The organism is Stenotrophomonas maltophilia, from assembly GCF_004920835.1.
Classification (GTDB): Bacteria; Pseudomonadota; Gammaproteobacteria; order Xanthomonadales; family Xanthomonadaceae; genus Stenotrophomonas; species Stenotrophomonas maltophilia_AQ.
The window spans coordinates 1-2500 of record NZ_QFHO01000056.1 but is presented as its reverse complement, the minus strand read 5'-3'; the positions used below and the strand labels follow the sequence as shown (position 1 = coordinate 2500).

General features: G+C 54.0%; 2 rRNA genes (1 of these 2 cut by a window edge). Both read left to right on the top strand.

The window, feature by feature from the left end:
* A 23S ribosomal RNA gene (locus DI041_RS20970) occupies positions 1-2250 on the top strand (it extends 630 nt beyond the left edge of the window).
* Between the two features lie 126 nt (positions 2251-2376).
* A 5S ribosomal RNA gene (gene rrf / locus DI041_RS20965) occupies positions 2377-2491 on the top strand.
* Positions 2492-2500: the final 9 nt, after the last annotated feature.

Genomic DNA, 2500 nt, shown 5'->3' with positions numbered 1-2500 from the left:
GGGCGCATAGTCGCGGGCAGTAGACCCGAAACCGGGTGATCTAGTCATGGCCAGGGTGAAGGTGCCGTAACAGGTACTGGAGGCCCGAACCCACGTCTGTTGCAAAAGACGGGGATGAGCTGTGATTAGGAGTGAAAAGCTAATCGAACCCGGAGATAGCTGGTTCTCCTCGAAAGCTATTTAGGTAGCGCCTCATATGTATCCTCTCGGGGGTAGAGCACTGTTATGGCTAGGGGGTCATCGCGACTTACCAAACCATTGCAAACTCCGAATACCGAGACGGACTGTATGGGAGACACACGGCGGGTGCTAACGTCCGTCGTGAAAAGGGAAACAACCCAGACCCACAGCTAAGGTCCCAAATTTTGTGCTAAGTGGAAAACCATGTGGAAAGGCACAGACAGCCAGGAGGTTGGCTTAGAAGCAGCCACCCTTTAAAGAAAGCGTAATAGCTCACTGGTCGAGTCGGTCTGCGGGGAAGATTTAACGGGGCTAAGCACAAAACCGAAGCTTGGGGTGCATAACTTTGTTATGCGCGGTAGAGGAGCGTTCCGTAAGCCGTTGAAGGTGGATTGAGAAGTCTGCTGGAGGTATCGGAAGTGCGAATGCTGACATGAGTAACGATAATGCGGGTGAAAAACCCGCACGCCGAAAGCCCAAGGTTTCCTTGCGCAACGTTAATCGGCGCAGGGTGAGTCGGCCCCTAAGGCGAGGACGAAAGTCGTAGTCGATGGAAAGCAGGTTAATATTCCTGCACCTCGCGTAAGTGCGATGGAGGGACGGAGAAGGTTAGGTGTACCAGGCGTTGGTTGTCCTGGGGAAAGGCGGTAGGTTTGGATCTTTGGCAAATCCGGGATCCTTTAAGACCGAGCACCGAGACGAGCCTTTATGGCGAAGTCACTGATACCACGCTTCCAGGAAAAGCTCCTAAGCTTCAGCTTACGCAGACCGTACCGTAAACCGACACAGGTGGGTAGGATGAGAATTCTCAGGCGCTTGAGAGAACTCGGGTGAAGGAACTAGGCAACATGGCACCGTAACTTCGGGAGAAGGTGCACCCTTTTTGGTGGCTCGTGCGAGCTATAGCTGAAGAGGGTCGCAGTAACCAGGCCGCTGCGACTGTTTATCAAAAACACAGCACTCTGCAAACACGAAAGTGGACGTATAGGGTGTGACGCCTGCCCGGTGCTGGAAGGTTAATTGATGGGGTCAGCCGCAAGGCGAAGCTCTTGATCGAAGCCCCAGTAAACGGCGGCCGTAACTATAACGGTCCTAAGGTAGCGAAATTCCTTGTCGGGTAAGTTCCGACCTGCACGAATGGCGTAACGACAGCGGCGCTGTCTCCACCCGAGACTCAGTGAAATTGAAATCGCTGTGAAGATGCAGCGTTCCCGTGGCAAGACGGAAAGACCCCGTGAACCTTTACTATAGCTTTACACTGAACGTTGAGTTCGTCTGTGTAGGATAGGTGGGAGGCTATGAAACTGTGGCGCTAGCTGCAGTGGAGCCATCCTTGAAATACCACCCTGTCGTGCTTGACGTTCTAACCTGGGCCCATTATCTGGGTCGGGGACCGTGTATGGTGGGTAGTTTGACTGGGGCGGTCTCCTCCTAAAGAGTAACGGAGGAGCTCGAAGGTACGCTCAGCGCGGTCGGACATCGCGCACTGTGTGCAAAGGCATAAGCGTGCTTGACTGCAAGATCGACGGATCAAGCAGGTAGGAAACTAGGACTTAGTGATCCGGTGGTTCTGTATGGAAGGGCCATCGCTCAACGGATAAAAGGTACTCCGGGGATAACAGGCTGATACCGCCCAAGAGTTCATATCGACGGCGGTGTTTGGCACCTCGATGTCGGCTCATCACATCCTGGGGCTGTAGTCGGTCCCAAGGGTATGGCTGTTCGCCATTTAAAGTGGTACGCGAGCTGGGTTCAGAACGTCGTGAGACAGTTCGGTCCCTATCTGCCATGGGCGTTGGAGATTTGAGAGGGGCTGCTCCTAGTACGAGAGGACCGGAGTGGACGAACCTCTGGTGTTCCGGTTGTCACGCCAGTGGCATTGCCGGGTAGCTATGTTCGGAAGCGATAACCGCTGAAAGCATCTAAGCGGGAAGCGCGCCTCAAGATGAGATCTCCCGGGGCACAAGCCCCCTGAAGGAACCATATAGACTATGTGGTTGATAGGTCAGGTGTGTAAGTACAGCAATGTATTGAGCTAACTGATACTAATGATCCGTGTGGCTTGACCATATAACCTCAAGTTGCCTTGGCTTTACGACAGCGTCGTAAGAGCATCCAAGTGCACGCTACGTCACAAGAACTATGCGAGGCTGGCGCCTTGTCCCCCCGGGACGAGTGCGACTCTCCAAAAGCCTCCCTGGTGAAATTAGCGCTATGGAACCACCCGATCCCATCCCGAACTCGGAAGTGAAACGTAGCTGCGCCGATGGTAGTGTGGCCTAAGCCATGCGAGAGTAGGTCATCGCCAGGGTTTATACCC